This window comes from Frankia alni ACN14a, from assembly GCF_000058485.1.
GTDB lineage: Bacteria > Actinomycetota > Actinomycetes > Frankiales > Frankiaceae > Frankia > Frankia alni.
Genome location: NC_008278.1, coordinates 2,611,163 through 2,630,371 on the forward strand (window position 1 = coordinate 2,611,163; position 19,209 = coordinate 2,630,371).

Annotated in this window: 19 protein-coding genes and 1 pseudogene; 17 read left to right on the forward strand and 3 right to left on the reverse strand. The window is 73.5% G+C overall.

The window, feature by feature from the left end:
• Window positions 1-20: 20 nt before the first annotated feature.
• Window positions 21-821 (reverse strand): annotated as a pseudogene (locus tag FRAAL_RS10425) (helix-turn-helix transcriptional regulator); the annotation flags it as partial.
• A 116-nt stretch (window positions 822-937) separates the two neighbouring features.
• On the opposite strand from FRAAL_RS10425, the gene FRAAL_RS10430 reads away from it, so the two are divergent.
• The 17 genes from FRAAL_RS10430 to FRAAL_RS10505 all read left to right on the forward strand — a co-directional run bounded on the left by FRAAL_RS10430 (window position 938) and on the right by FRAAL_RS10505 (window position 17,500).
• Window positions 938-2,467 (forward strand): MFS transporter, encoded by a 1,530-nt coding sequence (locus FRAAL_RS10430; protein WP_083866749.1) that lies wholly within the window; start codon window positions 938-940, stop codon window positions 2,465-2,467.
• 37 nt (window positions 2,468-2,504) lie between these two features.
• Entirely contained in the window at window positions 2,505-2,828 is a 324-nt protein-coding gene (locus tag FRAAL_RS10435) for a hypothetical protein (RefSeq protein WP_231861604.1), read from the forward strand.
• A 416-nt stretch (window positions 2,829-3,244) separates the two neighbouring features.
• Window positions 3,245-3,628, forward strand: coding sequence for a hydrogenase maturation nickel metallochaperone HypA/HybF (locus FRAAL_RS10440; protein ID WP_011603549.1), 384 nt, complete (start codon window positions 3,245-3,247; stop codon window positions 3,626-3,628).
• Between the two features lie 19 nt (window positions 3,629-3,647).
• Entirely contained in the window at window positions 3,648-4,526 is an 879-nt protein-coding gene (hypB, locus tag FRAAL_RS10445; protein WP_050997066.1) for a hydrogenase nickel incorporation protein HypB, read from the forward strand.
• 180 nt (window positions 4,527-4,706) lie between these two features.
• Window positions 4,707-6,260, forward strand: a complete 1,554-nt coding sequence (locus FRAAL_RS10450; protein WP_050997067.1) for a hypothetical protein — start codon at window positions 4,707-4,709, stop codon at window positions 6,258-6,260.
• Window positions 6,257-6,781, forward strand: coding sequence for a hydrogenase maturation protease (locus FRAAL_RS10455; protein WP_011603552.1), 525 nt, complete (start codon window positions 6,257-6,259; stop codon window positions 6,779-6,781). Before FRAAL_RS10450 ends, FRAAL_RS10455 begins: the two co-directional genes overlap by 4 nt.
• Before the next feature lie 18 nt (window positions 6,782-6,799).
• Complete coding sequence (locus FRAAL_RS10460) at window positions 6,800-7,879, forward strand: NADH-quinone oxidoreductase subunit B family protein (RefSeq protein WP_011603553.1); 1,080 nt, start codon at window positions 6,800-6,802, stop codon at window positions 7,877-7,879.
• Complete coding sequence (locus tag FRAAL_RS10465) at window positions 7,879-9,672, forward strand: nickel-dependent hydrogenase large subunit (RefSeq protein ID WP_011603554.1); 1,794 nt, start codon at window positions 7,879-7,881, stop codon at window positions 9,670-9,672. Before FRAAL_RS10460 ends, FRAAL_RS10465 begins: the two co-directional genes overlap by 1 nt.
• Window positions 9,665-10,327, forward strand: a complete 663-nt coding sequence (locus tag FRAAL_RS10470; protein WP_041939117.1) for a NifU family protein — start codon at window positions 9,665-9,667, stop codon at window positions 10,325-10,327. Before FRAAL_RS10465 ends, FRAAL_RS10470 begins: the two co-directional genes overlap by 8 nt.
• On the forward strand, window positions 10,324-11,181 hold the full coding sequence (locus FRAAL_RS33965; RefSeq protein ID WP_011603556.1) for a DUF5947 family protein: 858 nt from the start codon (window positions 10,324-10,326) through the stop codon (window positions 11,179-11,181). The genes FRAAL_RS10470 and FRAAL_RS33965 overlap by 4 nt, the downstream gene beginning before the upstream one ends.
• A gap of 53 nt (window positions 11,182-11,234) precedes the next feature.
• Window positions 11,235-11,444 (forward strand): hypothetical protein, encoded by a 210-nt coding sequence (locus tag FRAAL_RS10480; RefSeq protein WP_011603557.1) that lies wholly within the window; start codon window positions 11,235-11,237, stop codon window positions 11,442-11,444.
• Window positions 11,445-11,510: 66 nt separating this feature from the next.
• On the forward strand, window positions 11,511-11,618 hold the full coding sequence (locus FRAAL_RS36055) for a DUF6893 family small protein (RefSeq protein ID WP_372666776.1): 108 nt from the start codon (window positions 11,511-11,513) through the stop codon (window positions 11,616-11,618).
• 44 nt (window positions 11,619-11,662) lie between these two features.
• A complete protein-coding gene (hypF, locus tag FRAAL_RS10485) occupies window positions 11,663-14,116 on the forward strand; it encodes a carbamoyltransferase HypF (RefSeq protein WP_050997354.1) in 2,454 nt (817 codons plus the stop codon).
• A gap of 15 nt (window positions 14,117-14,131) precedes the next feature.
• Window positions 14,132-14,434, forward strand: coding sequence for a HypC/HybG/HupF family hydrogenase formation chaperone (locus tag FRAAL_RS10490; RefSeq protein ID WP_011603559.1), 303 nt, complete (start codon window positions 14,132-14,134; stop codon window positions 14,432-14,434).
• Window positions 14,431-15,654, forward strand: coding sequence for a hydrogenase formation protein HypD (gene hypD / locus FRAAL_RS10495; protein WP_011603560.1), 1,224 nt, complete (start codon window positions 14,431-14,433; stop codon window positions 15,652-15,654). The genes FRAAL_RS10490 and hypD overlap by 4 nt, the downstream gene beginning before the upstream one ends.
• 52 nt (window positions 15,655-15,706) lie before the next feature.
• Window positions 15,707-16,807, forward strand: a complete 1,101-nt coding sequence (gene hypE, locus FRAAL_RS10500; RefSeq protein ID WP_011603561.1) for a hydrogenase expression/formation protein HypE — start codon at window positions 15,707-15,709, stop codon at window positions 16,805-16,807.
• 279 nt (window positions 16,808-17,086) lie between these two features.
• Window positions 17,087-17,500 carry a cold-shock protein gene (locus FRAAL_RS10505; protein WP_011603562.1) on the forward strand — a complete coding sequence of 138 codons (414 nt, stop codon included), beginning with the start codon at window positions 17,087-17,089 and terminating at the stop codon, window positions 17,498-17,500.
• 64 nt (window positions 17,501-17,564) lie between these two features.
• Here the strand turns inward: FRAAL_RS10505 and FRAAL_RS10510 are convergent, their stop codons facing one another.
• Both FRAAL_RS10510 and FRAAL_RS10515 read right to left on the reverse strand, forming a co-directional pair.
• Complete coding sequence (locus tag FRAAL_RS10510) at window positions 17,565-18,395, reverse strand: PhzF family phenazine biosynthesis protein (protein ID WP_041939119.1); 831 nt, start codon at window positions 18,393-18,395, stop codon at window positions 17,565-17,567.
• Window positions 18,392-19,174, reverse strand: a complete 783-nt coding sequence (locus FRAAL_RS10515; RefSeq protein WP_011603564.1) for a DUF1707 SHOCT-like domain-containing protein — start codon at window positions 19,172-19,174, stop codon at window positions 18,392-18,394. Before FRAAL_RS10515 ends, FRAAL_RS10510 begins: the two co-directional genes overlap by 4 nt.
• Window positions 19,175-19,209: the final 35 nt, after the last annotated feature.

Sequence of the window (19,209 nt, forward strand, 5' to 3'; positions counted from 1 at the left end):
AGACTGGCCAGCAGCTGGAGGTTCTCCGCCGACGCCGAACCGGGCTCCGCGGTCATCACCACGATCCGCTGGCCGGCGTCGGGCAGCCGCATGACCTCCTCGAACAGCGTCAGCCGGCCGACGAGCGGATGCCGGAACTCGCGGACGGTGTTCGTGCAGTCCCGGACCGGGTGGCGCGCCCACAGCGTCGCGAACAGCTCGCTCTTCACGCACAGCTCGCCGATGAGGGCGTTGAGCTTCGTGTCGTCCGGGTGCATGCCGGAGGACAGCCGCAGGTAGGCGACCACGTCGTCGACCTTGCGCCGCCAGTCGACGAACAGGTCGCGGGCGTGGGCCTCGAGGACGAACTCGCGGGCGAGGTTCGGCCGGCCGTGGCAGCGCTGCGGGGCGTCGGCGGGCAGATGCGAACACAGCAGGGCGTGCCCGAGCCGGTTCCAGGCGAGGACGTCGTTGCGCCGGCCGATCACCAGCGCGGGGGAGTTGCGCAGCTCGTCAAGCAGCAGGCGGATGCTCGGCCGCACGTGCTCGGGCCGGCTCGCGCGCCGGGCGGCCGCCGGCCGGGTCAGCCCGTGCAGGTAGGCGGTCTCCTCGTCGGTGAGGCGCAGCACCCGGGCGAGGGCGTCGAGCACCGCGTCGGAGGCGTTGCGGCTCTGGCCCTGCTCCAACCGCGTGTAGTAGGTGACGCTGACCCCGGCGAGCTGCGCGATCTCCTCGCGGCGCAGGCCCGGCACCCGCCGCCGCTCGCCGTACCGGGACAGCCCGACGTCTTCGGGGGTGAGCTGGGCGCGGCGCGAACGCAGAAAATCTCCCAGTTCGGTCATCCGTCCAGTGTTGCCGGCGCGGTCGCGGTGAACCACACCTCGCCGGTGCTAGTCACGCGATGGGTGGCAACCAGGTGGTCTGGGCGGATCGGCGATGTTCGCCGAGCGTGGCCGGCATGAGTGTTTCGACCGACGCCGCCGCCGCGACCCGGGTTCCCCCGGTGGTGGCCGACGACGTGATGACCGCCCGCCAGCGAGTCATCCTCGTCCTGCTGCTCGGCAGCCAGTTCATGCTGGCCGTCGACTTCTCCATCCTCAACGTCGCCCTGCCCTCGATCGGCGCCGGCGTCGGACTCACCGACGCGCACCTGCAGTGGGTGGCGACGGCGTTCGCACTGCCGGCCGCCGGCTTCACGCTGCTGTTCGGCCGGGTGGCCGACCTGGCCGGGCGGCGACGGATGCTGCTCGCGGGCCTCGCCCTGCTGGTCGTGTCGTCCCTGGTGGGCGGCCTTGCCACCAGCCCGGCCGTGCTGCTGGGCGCCCGCGTCGGCCAGGGACTCGCCGCCGCCATGACCACCCCGGCGGCCCTCGCGCTGCTGCTGACGAGCTTCCCGCCGGGACGGCTGCGCCAGCGCGCGCTCGGCATGAACGGTGCGCTGATCTCGGCGGGGTTCACCACCGGTGCGCTCGCCGGCGGACTGCTGACCGGCCTGCTGAGCTGGCGCTGGGCGTTCCTCGTCAACGTGCCGGTGGCCGCGGCGATCCTGCTCGCGGCGCCGCGGCTGCTGCCGGCCGGGGGCGCGTCCGGCCCGGTCCGCCTCGACGTGCCCGGCGCACTCACCGTCACCGGCGGGCTGCTCGCGTTCGTCTACGGCATCGCCACCGGCGGCAACGACGGGTGGGCCGACCCGGTCGTGTGGGGCTGCACCGCCCTCGGCGTGGTGCTGCTCGCCGCGTTCTGGCGGATCGAGTCGACCAGCGCCCATCCGCTGGCCTCGGTGGCGATCCTGCGCCGGCGCGCCGTCGGCTGGGGCAACGCGGGTGGTTTCGCCGTGTTCGCGCTGGAGTCCTCGGTGGTGTTCCTGCTCACCCTCTACCTGCAGCAGGTCCTCGGCTTCTCGGCGACGACGGCCGGGCTGGTCTTCGGCCTGCCCGGCGCGGCGGCGTTCGTCTCCGGCATGGTTGCGCCCCGGCTGATGAGCCGCCGCGGCAGCGCCGTGAGCCTGGTCGCCGGCCTCGCCGTGCAGGGCCTGTCCAACGCCGCACTCGCCTTCGTCGGACCGGACCGCAACTGGGTGTACCTGGTCCTCGCGGCCTCGGCGATCGGCTTCTTCGGGCACGTCCACGGCATCGTCGCCTACCTGGCGACGGCCACCGGTGACCTGCCCGATCACGAGCAGGGGCTGGCCACCGCCCTGACGACCATGACGCAGCAGGTCGCGCTCACCGTCGGCATCCCGATCCTCAGCACGGTCGCGACGGCGCGGTCGTCGGCCCTGGCCGGCCACCTGTCCGCGGTCCGGGCCACGCTGGCCGGCATCCGGCTGGCCCTGGTGGTCGACGCCGCCCTCACCCTCGTGGTGGCCGCGGCGATCGCCGCGGCGCTGCTGCCCCGCCGGCGGTCCGCGCCGCCGCCGCCGACGCCGTTGCGGGCCCGCGACGGGGTCACCCCGGACACCCGGTCCCACGCACCCGAGCAGTGCTGACGTGACCGGCGGGACAAGATCGGGACAGTATTCGGCCATGGCCCGCCGGCCCGTCGGGGACTATGGCAAAAAAGGCGCCATCCGAATGTTGCGAAACGTCCGCCCAGCCGTAACCATGAGCCCCGTGATGTCCTATGAAGACGTGGTGGCGATCTCTGATCCGGTGGAGCGGGCAGCGCTCGCCGACAAACTGATGTGGGCGGACCATCCTCGGCGCCTTGAGCTACGCACAGTGCGTGGCATCGCACTTCGGGCGGCGCTGGATTCCGGTGTGCCGGCCGATGCCATCGCCGGGCGGCTGGTCGTCAACGTGGCAGACCTGACCTGGATGGCCGCGCCGGCGTCGCCGGCCGCGGCCTGATCCACAGGGACGGTCGGACAACGGCGTCCGTCCGCCCTCCTACTGACCGCTGTTCCGAACCGATCGGCCCGACGATGGTTTCCGGCTGATTTCTGGCTGGTTTCCCGCAGGCTGGTCGCGTGGTTACCGTGAGTACGGTGTGAATACGCCGCCGTATCCGGTCCCCGGCCGACCACGGTGGTAATCCTCTCTCGGCCGGCCCCGCCCACTCTCGCCGCCAGGCGGCCGACGGGCTCCGCGCCCACGCAGCCCCCCTCGTCTCCGCGGGACCAGGTTCGAGACCCCCGTGCGGCGGGTCGGGGAGACCGCATCGGCCGGCCGCGTCTGCGAGGCGTCCCCGCGGGGTACGGACCCCTCGACGCACGCCGGGCGCCACCGCCGCGTGCCCGGCGCGCCGACGCCGTCGGGGAGCCTGCATGCACGAACTGGCCATCACGCAGAGCGTCGTCGACGCGATCGTGGAGCGGACCGGCCCGGCGCGGGTCACCGCGGTCCGGCTGGTCGTCGGACGGCTGTCGGGTGTCGTGCCGGAGTCCATCCGGTTCTGCTTCGACCTGGTGACCGCCGGCACGCCGCTGGCGGGTGCGGCCCTGACGATCGACGAACCCGCGGGCCGGGCCCGTTGCCGGCGGTGCGGCGCCGAGTTCGTGGCCGACGACGTCCTCGTGCTCTGCGGCTGCGGCTGCGCGGATGTGGCGGTGGACGGCGGTGACGACCTGCGGATCGCCTCGGTGGGCCTGGTGCCCACGGCGGAGGGGGTGCCCACAGGGCAGGGGGTGCCCACGGGGCAGGGGGACTGACTGATGGGGGGACTGACCGATGTGCGAGACGTGCGGCTGCGACGACCCGACCGCTGCGCCCCGGCTGACCTCGTTTCCGGCAGACACCGGGGCGGCGGCGGTGGCTACCGGGGCGACCGTGGCAGCCCTGGCGGACACCGGGGCGGCCGCGGCGGACACGGGGGCGGCGGGGAGCCCGGGACGTGAGCTGCTGCTGGAGCAGCGGGTGCTGGCGAAGAACGACGAGCTGGCCGGGCAGATCCGCCGGCGGCTGGCCGCCCGCGACGTGCTCGCGGTCAACCTGATGAGCTCGCCCGGTTCCGGCAAGACGACCCTGTTGGAACGGACCGTGCGCGACCTCGCCGGGCGGTGGCCGCTCGCGGTGGTCGAGGGCGACCAGGAGAGTGTGCGCGACGCCGAGCGGATCCGGGCCGCGGGCGTCCCGGTCGTGCAGGTGAACACCGGGCGTGGCTGCCACCTTGACGCGGACATGGTCGACCGCGCGCTGCGCGCCCTCGACCCGCCCGCGGAGGCGGTGGTGTTCGTCGAGAACGTCGGCAACCTGGTCTGCCCGGCGCTGTTCGACCTGGGGGAGAGCGCTCGGGTGGTCCTCACCTCGGTCACCGAGGGCGAGGACAAGCCGCTGAAATATCCGCACATGTTCGCCAAAGCGGATCTTATCCTGCTCACCAAATGTGACCTCGTTCCGTTTCTCGCGGTCGACCTCGATCATTGCGTCGGGTTGATTCGCCGGATCAACCCCGCGGCCCACGTGCTCGCCCTGTCCGGACTTCACCGGCCGGCCGACACTGCCGGCGTCGAACCAGAGTCCGGCCTGGCCGCCTGGTACGCCTGGCTGCGTGCGCGGCGCGATCGCCCCGACGCCCGACCGCGGGCGGGGGCGGCGGGACGGGTTTGACGCGGCCGGTCCCGGGCAGCTCGTCTGGGAACAACTAAGAGTGCTTTGAAGGACACATCGAGTTATTACTCGACCGAGTCTTACGTGGTGGAGGTGCGCAGGTCGGCCGCGTCGCGACCCCACCGGGAGGGACACCGTCATGGGCAGCCTGGAGCCAGCCTGTCGCGGGTCACGGCCGCGATGACGGCGACCGGCGTGACGACCCGATCGGGCCCGCGGTCGGCCGACGTACCGGCCGGGTTCGACGCGGCGCGGGCGGTCGCCGACGCGGTGCTCTACGAGGGCTACCTGCTCTACCCCTACCGGCGCTCCTCCGGGAAGAACCGGGTGCGCTGGCAGTTCGGGGTGCTGGCACCGCCGGGATGGATCGCCGAACAGCCCTCGTCGGGATCGCCGGGTGTCTCGGGCTCGGCCGACGGATCGTTCCAGCAGGCCGAATGCCTGGTGGAGGCGACGGGTTCGGCGACGGTGTTCCTGCGGTTGCGGTTCCTCCAGGTGATGCGGCGTCGCGTCGAGCGCCGGGCGGCGGACGGGCGGTTTGCGCCGGTCGACGAGCTGGAGCTGGGCGACACCCGCGAGCTGAGTTTCGACGAGGCGCGGCCGTGCGAGTTCGATCTCGCCGTGTCGCTGTCCGACCTGACCGACCGGGCCGGCCGGCTGTCGGTGCCGTTGCGCGCCTCGGGCGGCGTCGACGTCGAACCGCTGGGTCCGCGGCCCGCGGCGGCCCGGGTGGTCCGCCACCGCTGGCCCGTGACGGCTGCCGTCCACCTGTCCGTGACGCGGGCCGAGGCACCGTTCCGGCTCCATCGCCTGCGGGCGGTTGTGGAGAACACGGTGACCGACCTCGGCGCGGGTCGGCCGCGCGGCGAGGCGCTGCGCCGCTCGCTCGTCGCCGCGCACAGCCTGCTCGGCGTGCGCGGCGGCCGGTTCCTGTCGCTGCTGGACCCGCCCGTCTGGGCGGCGGGGGCGGCCCGCGGATGCGAGAACCTGCGGGTTTTCCCCGTCGTGGCCGGCGGGGCCCGGGACGTCATGCTGTGTTCACCGATCATCCTCTACGACGATCCCCGAACGGCTCCGGAGAGCCCGGGGGATCTGTTCGACGCCACCGAGATCGACGAGATCCTCTCGCTGCGCACCCGCGCGCTGACCGACGAGGAGAAGCGGGAGGCGCGGGCCACGGACCCGCGGGCCGCCGAGATCATCGACCGGGTCGACGGGATCCCGCGCGCCATGCTCGACCGACTGCACGGCGCCGTGCGGTCGCTGCGGCCGGTCGAGCCACCGACCGTCCCGTCCGCACCGGAGCCGGCGTCCGGCCCGAAATCGCCATGTGGTCCGGAACCGCCATGTGGTCCGGAGTCGCCATCCGGCCCGGAGCCGGCGTGGTGGGAACCGGAGGCCGACAGGTCGGTCCATCCGGGCCGGGACAGCGTGCGGGTCGGCGGCGTCACCGTCGCCCGTGGCAGTCGGGTCCGGCTGCGTCCGCGCGCTCGGGGCTCCGACGCCCATGACATGTTCCTCGCCGGCCGCATCGCCCGGGTTGAGGCGATCTTCCTCGACGTCGACGGCGGCCGGCACGCCGCGGTGACCCTCGACGGCGACGAGACCGGCGACCTGCACCGGGCGGCCGGCCGTTACTTCTACTTCGCTCCCGACGAGCTCGACCCGCTCGGCGACCCGGCGGACGACGCGCTCGACGACCCGGCGGACGCGGATCGGGCGGGTGCGCCGTGAGCGCCGCCGGCCCCCGCCCGCGCGAGGGAAGGACGCTGGTCGCCGGCGTCGGGAACATCTTCCTCGGCGATGACGGATTCGGGGTCGAGGTGGTTCGCCGGCTCGACCCGGCGAACCTGCCCGGCGAGGTCGACGTCGCCGACTACGGCATCCGGGGCCTGCACCTTGCCTTCGCGCTGCTCGACGGCCGGTACGACACGGTGATCCTCGTCGACGCGTTGCCGTCCGACGAGCCCCCGGGGACCCTCACGGTCCTGCGACCCGAGGTCGGCGACGCGCCGACCGGGGACGCGGCGGCGGTGGTGGACGCGCACGGCATGTCCCCGGACGTCGTGCTGCGGCTGGTGCGCGATCTCGGCGGCGAGATCGGCCAGGTCGTCGTCGTCGGGTGCAGACCCGCCGTGGTGGCGGACCGGATGGAGCTCTCCGGCGCGGTGCGCGCCGCCGTCGACGGGGCGGTCGACCTCATCGGCGACATCCTCCGGCACCCCCGACTCGTGGGAGCCGGACACGGCATGTGAGGGAAGGGAGAGGTCGACATGACAGCCACGGACGAACGGCCGGCCGGGCAGGCGCGGCCAAGTGGCGTCGACGAGGTGCACATCCTCTGGATCTCCGAGGGGATGAGCTGCGACGGCGACACGGTCTCGGTGACCGCGGCCTCGCAGCCGGCCATCGAGGACGTGATCACCGGTGTCATCCCGGGCCTGCCGACGGTCCACCTGCACAACAAGGTGCTCTCGCCGACGCTGGGGGGAGAGGAGTTCCTGGCCCCCTTCCGCGCGGCGGCCCGCGGCGAGCTGGAACCGTTCGTCCTCGTCATCGAGGGGTCCATCCCCAACGAGAACATCAACGGTGAGGGCTACTGGACGTCGTTCGGCAACGACCCGGACACCGGCCAGCCGCTGACCATCAACTGGTGGATCGACCGGCTCGCGCCACGGGCCTGGGCGGTCATCGCCATCGGCACCTGCGCCGCGTACGGCGGCATCCACGCCATGGCGGGCAACCCGACCGGCTCGATGGGCCTGCTCGACTACCTGGGGCGCGACTTCACCTCGGCCGGCAACCTGCCGATCGTCAACGTCCCGGGCTGCCCGGTGCAGCCGGACGACTTCATGGAGACGCTGACCTGGCTGCTGTACCACGCGGCCGGCACCGCCCCGCCGCCGCCGCTGGACGACCAGCACCGACCCCAGTGGATCTTCGGTCGAACGGTGCATGAGGGCTGCGACCGCGCGGGCTACTACGAGCAGGGCGACTTCGCGAAGGACTACAACTCGCCGAAGTGCCAGGTGAAGATCGGCTGCTGGGGCCCGGTGGTGAACTGCAACGTCCCCAAGCGAGGCTGGATGGGCGGCGTGGGCGGGTGCCCGAACGTCGGGGGTATCTGCATCGCCTGCACGATGCCCGGGTTCCCCGACAAGTTCATGCCGTTCATGGACATGCCGCCGGGGGCGAGCCTGTCCTCGCTCGCGGTGAAGCCGTACGGGTCGGTCATCCGGCGGCTGCGGGGCATCACCAACGCCACGGTGAACCGGGAGCCGAGGTGGCGGCACAACCGGGATCTGCTGACCACCGGTTACGACCCGAGTTATCGGCCGAAGGGACGGGTGTGATGACGGCCACCGAACAGCTGCGGGCCGCGGAGAAGCCCGGCCAGATCGTCGAGATGGCGTGGGACCCCATCACGCGCATCATCGGCAACCTCGGCATCTACACGAAAATCGATTTCGCCAACCGGCGGGTGACCGAGTGCCACAGCACCTCCTCGCTGTTCCGTGGCTACTCGGTGTTCATGAAGGGGAAGGATCCACGCGACGCCGGCTTCATCACCAGCCGGATCTGCGGCATCTGCGGGGACAACCACACCACCTGTTCGGTCTACGCCCAGAACATGGCCTACGGCATCGCCAATCCGCCGATGGCGGAGTGGATCATCAATCTCGGGGAGGCCGCCGAGTACCTGTTCGACCACACGATCTTCCAGGACAACCTGGTGTTCGTGGACTTCTGTGAGGCGATGGTCAAGGAGACCAACCCCGGCGTGCTCGCGCGGGCCGAGGCCACCGCCTGCCCGCACGCCGAGGTGCACGGCCTGCGGACGATCGCCGACATCATGCGGGCGCTCAACCCGTTCGAGGGCCAGATCTACAACGAGGCGCTGCGGGTCAGCCGCATCACCCGGGAGATGTTCTGCCTCATGGAGGGCAGGCACGTCCATCCCTCGACGCTGTATCCGGGTGGGGTCGGCACGATGCCCGAACCGACCGTCTTCACCGACTACCTCACCCGACTGATGGAGATTCTCGACTTCGTCAAGAAGGCCGTGGCGCTCAACGACGACCTGTTCGACTTCTGGTACGACGCACTGCCCGGCTACGAGGAGGTCGGCCGCCGGCGCGTGCTGCTGGGCTGCTGGGGGGCCTTCCAGGATCCCAACGTCGTCGACTACCGGTACGAGAACATGACGGACTGGGGCCGCGCGATGTTCGTGACCCCCGGCATCGTCGTCGACGGAAAACTGCTCACCACCGATCTCGTGAAGATCAACCTGGGTATCCGCATCCTGCTGGGCAGCTCCTTCTACAAGGACTGGGTCAACGAGGAGCCGTTCGTCGAGCGGGACCCGCTCGGTAATCCCGTCGACATGCGCCACCCGTGGAACCAGACGACCTTCCCCGAGCCGCAGAAGCGTGACTTCGGCGAGAAGTACAGCTGGGTGATGAGCCCGCGCTGGCTCGACGAGGGCACCGGCGACCATCTCGCGCTCGACACCGGCGGCGGCCCCTTCGCCCGCCTCTACGTCACGGCGCTCGCGGGCCTGGTCGACACGCCGTACGTGACCGCCGGCGACGGCGCGGTGAAGATCTCGCTGCCGCGCAGCCGCACCCTGCCCGCCATGGACCTGAAGTGGTCCCCGCCCGCCTGGTCGAATGCGATCGAGCGAGACCGGGCCCGGGTGTACTTCGTCGCCTATGCGGCGGGGATGGCGCTGCACTTCCTGGAACGGGCGATGGCACGGGTGCGCTCCGGCGACACCCGGACCTTCACCGACTTCGAGGTGCCGGACGAGACGATCGGCTGCGGCTTCCACGAGGCCGTCCGCGGGGTCCTGTCGCACCACATGGTGGTCCGGGACGGGAAGATCGCCAACTACCATCCCTACCCGCCGACGCCGTGGAACGGCAGCCCCCGGGACTCGTTCGGCACGCCGGGACCCTACGAGGACGCGGTCCAGAACATGCCGATCTTCGAGGAGAACGGCCCGGAGTCGTTCAAGGGTGTCGACGTGATGCGCGCGGTGCGCAGCTTCGATCCCTGCCTGCCCTGCGGGGTGCACATGTACCTGGGACACGGCCGCACACTGCGCACCGTGCACGCGCCGATGTTCGGGGCGAGCCATGGCTGATCCGGCCAGCGACGATGGCCGACGCGGCGAGGACGGCCGACGCGGCGAGGACGGCCGACGCGGCGAGGATGGCCCACGCGCCGAGGGCGGGCACCGCCTCGACGACCGGGCGGTGCGCGCCCGGCTGACCCACCTCGACGAGGCGCTCGCCGAGGTGGAGCGGATCCCGGGGCCGAGCGGCGAACTGGCCCTGGACGCGGTGGCCACGCTCGCGTCGGTGTACGGCGAGGCGCTCGCCCGGGTGGCCGGGTACGCCGCCGGCGCCCCCGACGTGACCGCCGCGCTGACCGCCGACGAGCTGGTCGGCCATCTGCTCGTCCTGCACGACGTGCACCCCGAGCCGGTGGACCGGCGGGTGGCCCGGGCGATCGAGCGGCTGCGACCGGCCGTACGCGACCGGGGTGGCGAGATCGAACTGGTGGGCATCGAGCGGGGCGTCGCCGAGATCAGCCTCACGCTCGGCGGGTGCGGCTCCGCGGCGGGCGAGGTCCTGGCGGCGGTCCGCGAGGCGGTTCTCGCGGTCGCGCCCGAACTGTCCGACGTCCGGCGCCAGGCCGCTGTCGCGGGTGACGCGCACCAGGCCGCCTTCGTCCCCCTGGACGCGGTCCTCACCTCGCCGCTCACCCCGCCGCTCGCCAGGAGCGCGCGGCCGTGACGACCGACCTGCGTCCCGCGCCCGGCCCCGGCGGCGCCCCGCGCGCCGTGCCCGGCACCGGAGCCGGCCCGCCTGCCGTGCCCGGCGCCGGCGGTGCGCTGGACCGGGTGGTGCGGGCGGGCCTCGTCCGGGCCGGGCCGGACGGGGAGCGGTGCGACCTGTGCGCCGCCCCCGTGCCGAGCGAGCACCGCCACCTGCTCGACGAGTCGAACGACCTGCTGCTGTGCCTGTGCCGGGCCTGCGCGCTGCTGTTCGACCGGGACGCCGCCGCGCGCGGCCACTACCGGCTCGTCCCGCAGCGGCGGCTGCGCGTCGTCGACCTTGACCGCGTCGCCGACCAGGACCGCGTCGCCGACCAGGACCACGTGGCCGACCAGGACCGCGCGGCCGACCAGGACCGCGTGGCCGACCAGAACCGCCTGGCCGACCAGGACCGCATGACCGACCCGCGCCGGGACGGGTCCGATCCCCGCGCGCTGGGTATCCCTGTCGGGTTGGCGTTCGTCGTGCCCGGCGACGACGGCGCGGTGCGGGCCCGGTACCCGAGCCCGATCGGCGCCACCCACTGGGACCTGGAGCCGGCCGCCTGGCGCCGGCTCGTCGCCCGGGCGCCGGTGCTGGCCGGACTGACCCCCCGGGTCGAGGCGCTCCTGGCGAACACCGCGCGGGGCCGCCGGGAGTTCTGGATCGTCCCGATCGACGACTGCTATCGGCTCGTCGCGATCGTCCGGCGCGAGTGGACGGGGCTGTCGGGGGGCAGCCGGGTCTGGCCCGCGGTGGACGACTTCTTCGCCGCGCTGCCCGCACGTTCCCGCCGCGGCTCCCCGTTGGGCCGCGGCGCTGCGGGCAACTGACCCGCGAGGGCGACCGGCCCAGCGGGGGCGACAGACCAGGGAGAGAGGACACCATGGCACCGATCCGAGTCGGCGAGCCGGACGTCCGTCCGGATGCGACCGCGCATGTGGCGGGCGTCCGCGAGGGCAACGCCGTCGGTTCCTACGAGAGGGAGCCGGGTCACCACGGCGACGGCACCGCCGACGCCCGCCGCTCGACCGGCATCCGACCACACGACCGCGACCCGATCTCGCCGAGCATGCCCAACCTGTCACCGGGCTAGCCGGCGCGCGGCGCAGGCGTCGCGCACCGCGACGTCGTCCGGGGTCGTCTCCGAGGAGGGAAGCCGATGAGCAACCGTACGAAGTTCCTGGCCGCCACCGGCGCCGGCGTGGCCGGCATGATGTGGCGGGAGTACCCCGCCATCGTCCGGTACCTGCGCATCAAGCGGATGTGACGGTGAGCAGCCCGCCCCGCCCCGCCCCCGCCCCCGCGCCGGCCATGCCCGCCGGGCGCGCGGCCGGCCCGGCCGGGTCCGGGTGCTCCGACGGTCGGCGGCGACGGCGGATCACCGTGCGCGGCCTCGTGCAGGGCGTCGGCTTCCGGCCCTTCGTCCACGCGGCCGCGACCGATCTGGCGCTGTCCGGCTGGGTGTGCAACGACAGCGACGGGGTCATCGTCGAGGTCGAGGGCGCGCCCGGCGCGGTGGCGGAGTTCGGCCGCCGGCTGACCGCCGAAGCGCCGCCCCTGGCCGTGATCGAGCAGGTCACGGCGACCGACCTGGCGCCCCGCGGCGACGCGGCGTTCACGATCGCCGGCTCCCGCGCGGGCGACGCCCCGCACACGATGGTCTCCCCGGATGTCGCGACCTGCCCGGACTGCCTGCGTGAACTCGCCGATCCGGCCGATCGCCGCCACCGCCACCCGTTCATCACCTGCACCAACTGCGGACCGCGGTTCACGATCATCATCGGGCTGCCGTACGACCGGCCGGCGACGACGATGGCCGGCTTTCCCCTGTGTCCCGCCTGCGCGCGGGAGTACCGCGATCCGGGGGACCGCCGCTTCCACGCTCAGCCGATCGCCTGCCCGCAGTGCGGGCCCCGCCTGGAGTTCGTCCCCTCGACGGCACCGGCGGTCCCGGGCGAGACGCCGGTCGGCGAGGATGCCCTGGCGGCGGCGGCCCGGCTGCTGGCCGGCGGCGGTGTCGTCGCGGTGAAGGGCATCGGCGGCTACCACCTGGCCTGCCTCGCCACGGACGAGGCGGCCGTGGCGACGCTGCGGCGGCGCAAGCGGCGGGGGGACAAGCCGTTCGCCGTCATGGTCGCCGACCTCACCGCCGCCCGGCGCCTCGCCCAGGTGGACCAGGCGGAAGCGGCGCTGCTGGCCGGGACCGCCCACCCGATCGTCCTGGCCTCCCGGCGCGACGACGGCCGTCCCGCGCTCGCCGCTGCGGTCGCGCCGAACAGCCCCGACCTGGGTCTGCTCCTGCCGTACACCCCGGTGCACCACCTGCTGCTCGCCGCGGTGGCGGCGGCCGGTGGTGCTCCGGCGCCGCTGGTGATGACGTCGGGCAACCTCGGCGGCGAACCCATCGCCGCCGACGACGCCGACGCCCGCCGCCGGCTCGCCCCGCTCGCCGACGCGTGGCTGCGCCACGACCGCCCGATCCACGTGCCCTGCGACGACTCGGTCATCCGGGTCGTCGACGGGGAGCCGCTGCCGCTGCGCCGCTCCCGGGGCTTCGCCCCCCTGCCGGTGCGGCTGCCGTTCGCCGTGGAGCCGACCCTGGCGGTGGGCGCCGACCTGAAGAACACCTGCGCGCTGGGCGCCGGCCGCTCCGCCTGGCTCAGCGGTCACATCGGGGACATGGACGACCCCGACACGCTGCGGACCTTCACCGCCGCCGAACAGCACCTCGAACGGCTCACCGGCATCCGACCCGCCGTTCTGGTCACCGACGACCATCCGGGCTACCGCTCCCGACAGTGGGCGCGCCGGCACGCGGCCGGCCGGCCGGTGCGCTCGGTGCAGCACCATCACGCGCACGTCGCGGCGGTGATGGCCGAGCACGGCCTGGCCGGCGACCGTCCCGTGCTGGGCTTCGCCTTCGACGGCACCGGCTACGGCACCGACCGGGCGGTGTGGGGCGGCGAGGCGCTGATCGCCGACTACCGCGGCTTCGCGCGGTTCGCCCACCTCGCCTACGTCCCGCTGCCCGGGGGGGACGCCGCCGTGCGCCGCCCCTACCGGATGGCGCTGGCGCACCTGTGGGCCGCCGGCATCGGCTGGGATGCCGGTGTCGGCGGGGACGGGGACGGGGACGGGGGTGTCTGCTGGGACGAGGACCTGCCGCCGGTGGCCGCCTGCCCGGCGGCGGAGCGGCGCGTCCTGACCCATCAGCTCGCCACCGGGCTGGCCTGCGTGCCCACCGCCAGCATGGGGCGGCTGTTCGACGCGGTGAGCTCCCTGCTCGGCGTCCGCCACCGCGCGGACTTCGAGGCCCAGGCGGCGATCGAGCTGGAGGCGCGCGCCCGCCGCTGCCCGGACGGCCCCGACGCCTGGCGCCACCGGTACGCCTTCGCGGTCCACCGGGCGCAGCCGCCGGGCGGTCCGCTGGTGGCCGACGCGGCGCCCGTGATCCGCGGGCTCGTCCGCGACCTGCGGGGCGGGCTCGCCGTCGAGGCGATGAGCGCCGGCCTGCACGGCGCCGTGGTGGCCCTGGTCGTCGACCTGGCCCGGCGGGCCCGGGCCGAGCGGGGGCTCGACGTCGTGGCACTGACCGGCGGGGTGTTCCAGAACGTGCTGCTCGCGACGGCGGCCGCCCGGGCGCTGCGCGCCGCCGGCTTCACGGTGCTGCGGCACCGACGGGTGCCGCCGAACGACGGCGGTATCGCGCTGGGCCAGCTCGTGATCGCCGCGGCCGGCGCGGCCGGCGCGCGGGGGAGCGGATGACCAGGAAGCGAGGGGGTGAGCGCCGTGTGTCTCGCGGTTCCGGGACGGGTCGTCGCCATCGGGGAACGGGACGGCACCCGCATGGCCGAGGTGGATTTCGGGGGGGTGCGCAAGGACGTCTGCCTGCAGTACCTGCCGGACACCACGGTAGGCGAATACGTGATCGTCCACGTCGGGTTCGCCATCCAGCGGCTCGACGAACAGTCCGCGCTGGAAACGCTGGACACCATCGCCCGGATGGGCCTGCTCGCCGAGGAACTCGGCGGCGGGTCGGTCACGTCCGCCGGCGACGCCCAGCCTGAGGGGGTGCACCGGTGAAATACCTCGAGGAGTTCAGCGACCCCGCCCTGGCCGGTCGACTGCTGGACCAGATCCATGCGGTGACGACCAGGCCGTGGGCGATCATGGAGGTCTGCGGCGGGCAGACCCATTCGCTCATCCGGCACGGGATCGACCAGTTGCTGCCCGCGGGCGTCGAGATGATCCACGGCCCCGGCTGCCCCGTCTGCGTCACCCCGCTGGAGATCATCGACCGGGCGCTCGAGATCGCCTCCCGGCCGGGGGTCATCTTCTGCTCGTTCGGTGACATGCTGCGGGTTCCCGGTAGCGGCCGGGACCTGTTCCGGGTCAAGAGCACCGGCGCCGACGTGCGGGTGGTGTACTCGCCGCTGGACGCGTTGACGATCGCCCGGCGCAACCCCGACCGGCAGGTGGTGTTCTTCGGGATCGGCTTCGAGACGACGGCACCGGCCAACGCGATGACCGTCTACCAGGCGAAGCGGTGCGGGGTGCGCAACTTCTCGCTGCTCGTCTCACACGTCCTGGTCCCGCCGGCGATGGCCGCGATCATGGAATCGCCGAGCTGCCGGGTCCAGGGGTTCCTCGCCGCCGGCCACGTGTGCAGCGTGATGGGCACCGGGCAGTACCCGGAGCTCGCCCGCCGGTACCAGGTGCCGATCGTGGTCACCGGCTTCGAGCCCCTCGACCTGCTCGAGGGCATCCGCCGGACCGTGACGCAACTGGAGGAAGGCCGCCACGAGCTGGACAACGCCTACCCGCGGGCCGTGCCGGCGGCGGGCAACCCGGCCGCCATCGCGATGCTGCGGGACGTCTTCACGGTGACCGACCGGGCCTGGCGCGGCATCGGGGTGATCCCGGACAGCGGCTGGCGGCTGTCGGCGGCCTACGCGCAGTTCGACGCGGAGACCCGCTTCGCCGTCCGCGACATCCACACCGAGGAGTCCTCGGTGTGCCGCTCCGGCGAGGTGCTGCAGGGCCTGATCAAGCCGCACGAGTGCGCCGCCTTCGGACACCGGTGCACGCCGCGGACGCCGCTCGGCGCGACGATGGTGTCCGCCGAGGGTGCCTGCGCGGCCTACTACCTCTACCGGCGGCTCGGCCAGTCGACCACGACGGCCCCGGCGGCTGCTCCGACGGCTGCGACGGCGGCCCCGGCGGCCACGGCGGCCCCGGCGGCCACGTCGGCCTCGGCGGCCCCGGCGGACGTCCGGCCCGCGCGGGAGGTGGCCTGTGCCTGACCTCGCCGCCTGGACCTGTCCCGCCCCGCTGGCGGATTCCCCCACGATCGTCATGGGGCACGGCGGCGGCGGTGCGATGTCCGCCGAGCTCGTCGAGCACCTGTTCCTGCCGGCCTTCCGGAGCCCGGCCGACGCCACCGGGCCGGCCGACGCCACCGGGCCGGCCGGCGCCACCGGGCCGGCCGGCGCCACCGGGCTGGCCGGCGCCACCGGGCTGGCCGGCGCCACCGGGCTGGCCGGCGCCACCGAGCTGGCCGACGCCGCGGTCGTCACGCTCGGCGGCGCGCGGGTGGCCTTCACCACCGACTCCTTCGTCGTCCGCCCGCTGTTCTTCCCCGGCGGCTCCATCGGCGATCTCGCCGTCAACGGCACCGTGAACGATCTGGCCATGGTGGGCGCGACCCCGTGCTACCTGTCGACCGCCTTCATCCTGGAGGAGGGCATCGAGCTGGCCGAACTCGCCAGGGTCGCCGACGCCCTGGGCGCGGCGGCCAGGGCGGCCGGGGTCCGGCTGGTCACCGGGGACACGAAGGTCGTCGACGCCGGCCACGGTGACGGGGTCTACATCAACACGACCGGCCTCGGACTGGTGCCCGACGGCGTCGACATCAGACCGGGACGGGCTCGCCCGGGGGACGTCGTCCTCGTCAGCGGCGAGATCGGGGCGCACGGGGTCGCCGTCCTGAGCTGCCGCGAGGGGCTGGAGTTCGCCACGCTGGTCCGCAGCGACACCGCGCCGCTGGGCGGCCTCGTCGCCGCCATGCTCGCCACCGGCGTCGACATCCACACGCTGCGCGACCCCACCCGCGGCGGCCTGGCGGCGACCCTCAACGAGATCGCTCGCGGCGCCCGGGTGGGCATCGCCGTCACCGAACGGGACGTCCCGGTGGCGGCGTCGGTCGCGGATGCCTGCAGCGTCCTCGGCCTGGACCCGTTCGCCATCGCCAACGAGGGGAAGCTCGTGGCCGTCGTCCCGGCGGCGGACGCTGATCGGGTACTGGAGGTGATGCGGGCGCATCCGCACGGCCGGGACGCCGCCGCGATCGGCACCGTCACCGAGGACGACGCACCGATGGTGGTCGCCAGGACCGGGCTCGGCGGAAGCCGCGTGATTGATCTGCCGACGGGCTCGGAGCTTCCGCGAATCTGCTGAGGCGGTGGAGACCGGGAAACGCGCTCCGGGGTTGTTTTCTCGCGGAAGTGGTTGTGTCGGCGAAGAATTCGTCGGCCGATCGGCGATGAACCCCGCGCTGCCCTACCTGGGCTGGCGGTCGGTTTTCGCCGCCCGGTGCCGGGCACGGTGGGTCGGGGTCCGTGTGGTGCGGCGCCGGGTATGATTGGCGGCCTGGTCCCGGTTCTGCCGTGTGGCTGTTGGGTGGACGGGGGCGTCATTGCCGAGATGATGGTCTTTCTGGTGCTGTTGAGGTGAGTCGTGAGTACAGGTAAGGTCCTTAGGTTCGATCACGTGCGGGGTTACGGTTTCATCGCGCCCAGTGACGGTGGCGACGATATTTTTCTGCACGCAAACGACCTGCTCGTCGAGAAGAATCTCGTCGTTCCCGGAACCTTCATGGAGTTCGAGGTGGAGGAGGGGGAGCGTGGCCTGAAAGCCAGTTCGGCGCGTATCGTCGGTTCCGCTTCCCCGGCTCCCTCCGCCGCACCGCGGGTGGCCGTGCACGCCGATGATTCCGACGGGCTCTGCGACGTCCTTCCGGTGGGTGAACTCACGCAGGAGGTGACCGAGACGCTGCTGCGGATCGAACCCACCCTGACCGGGACGCAGATCATCCGGATCAGGAGTGAACTCATCCGGATCGCCGAGAAGTACGGCTGGGTGGAGAACTGACCGGTGGCGCGTTCCGGCGTCGGGCGGCAGGATCCGGGACCGTCCGGTCAGCGCGCGGGGGTGATCACAGCTCGGCGGTGCCGGACAGGCAGGTGACCGTCGCACCGGCCACCCAGATCGTGCCGTCGGCGTCCGTCGAGAGGTGGATCCGGCCGGTCCGGTGCAGCGCGGAGCCCTGGCTGGCCGTGTAGGGCGCGCTCGCCCGCCCGGAGCCCAGCAGCCACTGCGCGAGCGAGGCGTTCAGGCTGCCGGTCACCGGATCCTCGATCGTCACGTCGCCCATCGGCACGAACGCCCGCACCTCGAACGCCGCCGCCGAGCCGGGCGGCCACGGCCCGACCACCCCGACGGGCAGGTCGACGCCGCGCGGTCGCAGGGCCAGGACCGCGTCGGCGTCGGCGAGCAGGACCGCGACCCAGCCCGGACCGTTGTCCACCCACTCGGCCGCGACGACGTCGGCGGGGCCGATGCCGAGCATCGTGCTGATCCGCGCGACGAGCGGGGCCTCGACCGGCCCGGAGCGGCGCAGCGGCGGCGCCGCGAAGGCGAGCCCGTCCGGCGTCTGCCGCAGGTGCACGAGGCCCACCCCGCACTCCTGGACGATCTCCGCCGGTCGAGCCGACGCCGGCTGCTCGGCGAGCCAGGCGTGGCAGGTGCCGAGCGTGGGATGCCCGGCGAACGGCAGCTCGAACGCCGGGGTGAAGATGCGGACCCGGTAGTCGGCCGCCGGTGAGGTCGGCGGCAGGACGAAGGTGGTCTCCGACAGGTTCGTCCAGCGGGCGAACCGGCGCATGGCGTCGTCGTCGAGCCCCGTCCCGTCCAGCACCACCGCAACCGGGTTGCCCTGGTACGGGGTGGTCGTGAACACGTCCACCTGACGGAACGGGCGGCTCATCCGCGATCCTCCGGTCGGTCCCGATCGGGATCCCGGTCGGGGTGCCCGGCGTCGCGGCCCCCATCGAGACTCTTGTGCGCGGTTCCCGTGTGCCCGGTGGCCTTCGTCCGCCGCGGCGGTTTGCTGCGCACCTCGACACCTCCCATCACCGCGATCGCCCGGACGCGCACGACGGGCGTTCCCGGCCGCCGCGGCGCGTCGGCGACCTTGACGGAGCGGCCGCCCATGACCGACACGCCGGTCACCTCGACCTCCACGCCCTCGGGAACGATGATCTCGATGCCGCCCATGACGGCGACCGCCGTGATCAGCAGCGTGTCGGTGGGGAAGGCAATCTCCCGCAGGTCCAGCTCGCATCCGCCCATCACGGCGACGGCGCGGGTGTGGCGGCTGGGACGCCACCGGCCGGCGCGCTCGTTGCCGCTCATCACGGCGACCGTCCAGTCCACCCCGCCCGGCTCGCGCCGGGCCGGATCGGGCGTTCGGCCGGCCCCGCCCGGCCTGGTCGCACCGTCGCCGACCGTGCTCGGCGCGGACGGCTGCGCGGGCTGGGCCACCGCGGCGAACAGGTTCGGCTGGTTCGGCAGGTCGATCGTCAGAGGGGCAAAGTCCGCGCGGGCCCGGGCGGCGTAGGCGGCTCCGACCCGCTCGTCGTATTCCGTGAAGGTCAGGCGGCCCTCGGCGAGCGCCTGGCGCAGGAGCTGCGCGACCTCCTCCCGCTCCGCGTCGGAGACGCGGAGGTCCGGCGCCGGCGGGGGATCGGGGATCTCGGCGGTCATGTCCTGCAGAGTAGCCAGCGGGCAGTCGGACCGGC